At 43.9% G+C, this 4010-nt stretch carries 4 protein-coding genes and 1 tRNA gene; all 5 read left to right on the plus strand.

What is annotated here, in order from left to right:
- Positions 1-583: 583 nt before the first annotated feature.
- Positions 584-1279, plus strand: a complete 696-nt coding sequence (locus RI557_RS11455) for a MotA/TolQ/ExbB proton channel family protein (RefSeq protein WP_310667640.1) — start codon at positions 584-586, stop codon at positions 1277-1279.
- 2 nt (positions 1280-1281) lie between these two features.
- The gene (locus tag RI557_RS11460; RefSeq protein ID WP_151166288.1) at positions 1282-1674 is read left to right on the plus strand and encodes a biopolymer transporter ExbD; all 393 of its coding nucleotides are present in this window, start codon (positions 1282-1284) and stop codon (positions 1672-1674) included.
- A complete protein-coding gene (locus RI557_RS11465) occupies positions 1643-2506 on the plus strand; it encodes an energy transducer TonB (protein WP_310667641.1) in 864 nt (287 codons plus the stop codon). The genes RI557_RS11460 and RI557_RS11465 overlap by 32 nt, the downstream gene beginning before the upstream one ends.
- Positions 2503-3723: a folylpolyglutamate synthase/dihydrofolate synthase family protein gene (locus tag RI557_RS11470; protein WP_310683897.1), complete on the plus strand. Its 1221-nt coding sequence runs from the start codon at positions 2503-2505 to the stop codon at positions 3721-3723. The genes RI557_RS11465 and RI557_RS11470 overlap by 4 nt, the downstream gene beginning before the upstream one ends.
- A 59-nt stretch (positions 3724-3782) precedes the next feature.
- Positions 3783-3857: transfer RNA gene (locus RI557_RS11475), tRNA-Val, on the plus strand.
- Positions 3858-4010 lie beyond the last annotated feature (153 nt).

Below are 4010 nucleotides of genomic sequence, written 5' to 3' on the forward strand. Positions count from 1 at the left end.
CCCCTAAAATTATTCTGCCTTACAAGCAGAGGTCACTGGTTCGAACCGAGCGAAGCGAGCTCACGCAAGTAATCCAGTATCGCCCACAGAAAACAAAAGAGGCTTTCTCGATAAGAGTTAGCCTCTTTTTTTATACCCCAAACCTCCAAATCTTAGTGAATCTTGCTCTTTGACCTCAGTCAAAGACTAGATGAACTTAGACCTACTGACGCTACGGTCAGCACTAAAGCTCGTGACGCAAGGAACGGGGTCATAAACAACTTACAGTCACAATAAACCTAACATCAAAATTAGAACCCTCTCGACCTTGGCCTTCACCTTCTAACTCCCTACTACTTCGACTCCGCAATAGCTACGCTCAGTATCCGGGTCTCACAGCTAAAACAAACACCCACCCCAACATAAAACCCTTAACACCTTAAAAACAAGTAATCCAAAACCACCATTTGAACTTCTCTCAACCTCAGCCTTGACCTCGACCTTGCTTCCCAACTCTTTTCAACACTCCACTGTGATTTAATTTTCACAACACACTAACCAGCTCCACCAACCGTTCTTAAATTTGAGCCAAATATTGAGCGAAATGAATTTTATCATCAATCAAATTTCTACCGGTGCAGACACAGCATCTGCCGCAGCATCAGAAACAACAGAAGGTACTCTGAGCATTCTCGAACTCATCGCAGGTGGAGGATGGTACATAATGGGACCACTCGGCATTTTATCAATTATTGCTGTTTACATTTTTATCGAACGATTCAGAGCCATCAACCAGGTCGTGAAATCGAGCACCTCATTCATGGAGCAGGTTCGGACCAATGTTCTCAACGGCAACCTCGAGGAAGCCAAAGGAGCTTGCCGAAACGATAACTCACCGTACTCGCGAATGATCGAAAAAGGAATTAACCGAATTGGAAAACCGATGCCCGATATCGCAATGGCAATCGAGAGCGAAGGAAAACTCGAAGTGACAAAACTCGAGCAATCGCTCAGTACAGAAGCAACAATTGCTGGTGCCGCACCAATGATCGGTTTCCTTGGTACTGTAATCGGGATGATCAACACTTTTCACGAGATGTACTCTTCAGGAAACAGTGTTGAACTGGATCAACTATCGGGCGGAATTATGCAGGCGATGGTGACGACTGCGGCCGGACTCGTAATTGGTATTATCGCTTACCTGGCTTACAATATCCTCATTTCGCGTTTGGATAAAGTAACTTTTAAAATGGATGAGCTCACAGTGAAATTCACTGACATGCTTCAAGAACCCGCTTAATTATGGCAATCAAATCAAGAAATAAAGTCAGCACAGCGTTTAACATGTCGTCCATGACAGACATCGTTTTCCTGTTGCTCATTTTCTTCCTCATCGCCTCAACGATGATCAGCCCAAACGGGATGAAGGTGCTCTTGCCTAAAAGTTCGCAACGAACAACGGGCAAACAAAACATTTCTGTTACAGTAACGGAAGATCACAAATACTACATCAATACTGATCTCGTTAAAAAAGAACAGCTCGAACCACGTTTAAAAGCGAGACTGAGCGCTGAAGAAAAACCGGGGATTATCCTCAGAGCCGATGAAGCGGTTGATGTAAAAAGCGTTGTTTACGTGATGGATATCGCACAACGAAACAAATATGAGGTGGTCCTCGCTACACGAGGCAAATAACATGCAGGTTTGGGAAAATAAATACAAAAGAGAAGGTTTGGTCGGAACCATCATCGTCCACGTGGCGCTGTTGTTGATCTTTATTTTTGCCGGACTCGAATACCCTATCCCCAAACCCGAGCAGGGAATAAAAGTAAACTTCGGTACTACGGAAACCGGAAGCGGTGACACTCAGCCAGAAAATGTTGGCCAATCACAACAAGTGAACGAGCAACCTGTTAAAGAAGAAACTACTCCTCCAGAACCTCAACCCGAGACAACGCCCGTTGAAGAGGAAGTCGTGACGCAAGATAATACCGAAACGATAGAAGTTCCCGAAGAAACAGAAGAACAAACTACTGAAACAGAAAAACCAACCGAAACAGAGGAAACTGAAAAGCCAAAAGAGCCGGTTGAAGAAGAAGAGCCTGAAATCAGCGAAGAGCTCAATAGCGCTCTCGATAAATTCAAAAACGCTAAAGAAAACAGCGGTGGATCTGAAGGTGACGATGAAAACGCTGTTGGTGATAAAGGCCAGGTCGATGGAACTGACGGTGAAGCCTACTCCGGTGGAGGTGGCGGAAATGGAAACTACGCACTCGGCAATCGCAAGGCTCTGACCAAACCAAAGCCACTTTACGATTGCAACGAAGAAGGTAAAGTTGTGGTTGATATCAAAGTAGATCGCAACGGAAACACGGTTGATGCCGATGTTGGAAAAGGAACAACAAACTCAGCCGATTGCCTTACGAAGCGTGCAATACAGGCAGCCTTAAAAACAAAATGGCAAGCAAATCCTGATGCACCTTTTGAACAGAGAGGTAGCATTACTTATACATTCATTCAGAGGTGAACTACGAGCAAACTCTCGATTTTTTATTCTCCCAATTGCCCATGTATCAGCGGCAGGGGAAATCAGCTTACAAGGCAGATTTGAGCAATACCATCGCGTTGATGGAAGCACTCGGCCAACCGCAAAATAGTTTTCAGTCCATCCATATTGCCGGCACTAACGGGAAAGGCTCTACAGCTCACATGACAGCTTCAGTTTTGCAGGAAGCCGGTTACAAAGTTGGCCTCTACACATCTCCGCACCTCATGGATTTTCGTGAGCGAGTGAAGATCAATGGAGCCCCCGTTTCAAAGGATTTCGTAGTTGAGTTTGTCGGTCAGAACCGCGATCAGCTTGCCCAAATCCAACCATCTTTCTTTGAATGGACAGTCGGACTGGCATTTGAGTACTTCAAGCAGGAAAAAGTTGATATAGCTGTTGTGGAAACCGGAATGGGTGGTCGGCTCGACTCTACCAATATTCTCAAACCATTGGTATCAGTCATTACTAACATCGGATTTGATCACAGCCAATTCCTTGGTAATACAATTGAGAAAATTGCAGGAGAAAAAGCCGGAATCATCAAACCAGGTATTCCAATTGTTACAGGGAAGATGCATCCTGATGCTTTATCAGTAATCGAAAAAGTCGCTATTGATCAGAACGCAGAGCTATTCCCATCAAAACCAGTTCATTATCAATCTGACCTATTAGGAAATTACCAGAAAGAAAACATCAACACCGCTACGACAGCACTTTCGGTTCTGACCGATAAAACAAACTTTGAGCTACAGCAAAAGCACTTAACAGCCGGACTCAAAAACGTTGTGAAGAACACCGGTTTAATGGGCCGCTGGCAAATCTTGCAGGAAAAACCACTCATTGTAACTGATGTAGCTCACAACGAGGACGGACTTAAATCCACAATGGCTCAACTACAAAAGCAAGATGCAGATCAACTTCATGTTGTTTTTGGAAGTGTTTCAGATAAAGATTTGAAAAAAATTATTCACCTGTTACCAAAAGATGCACATTACTACCTGTGCTCACCAAATATTCCACGAGCGATGGACGTCAATGAACTTGAAAAGTTATTCAGATCCAGCAATTTAAAAGCAGAGAAATTCAGTTCAGTCGAAGCCGCATTCTACGGAGCAAAACAGAAAACCAACCCTTCAGATGTACTGTACATAGGCGGCAGCACCTTCGTTGTGGCAGAAATTTTACCACTTTTTTAAAAAAGTATTTGCGACTATAGAGAGTTGTTCTATATTTGCAGCCCGTTCAACAAAAACAAGGGCGATTAGCTCAGCTGGTTCAGAGCATCTGCCTTACAAGCAGAGGGTCACTGGTTCGAATCCAGTATCGCCCACACATTAATTAAAAGGTTCATTCAATCAAAAGAATGAACCTTTTTGTATACCCAAAAACTCAAACGTACCCCAAACCACTATTAGAACTCTCTCGACCTTGACCTCGTACTCTCCTGTTCTCACTCTCAACCTAAACCTTCTCCTTTAAACAT

The organism is Salibacter sp. (genome assembly GCF_031581065.1).
GTDB lineage: Bacteria > Bacteroidota > Bacteroidia > Flavobacteriales_G > Salibacteraceae > Salibacter.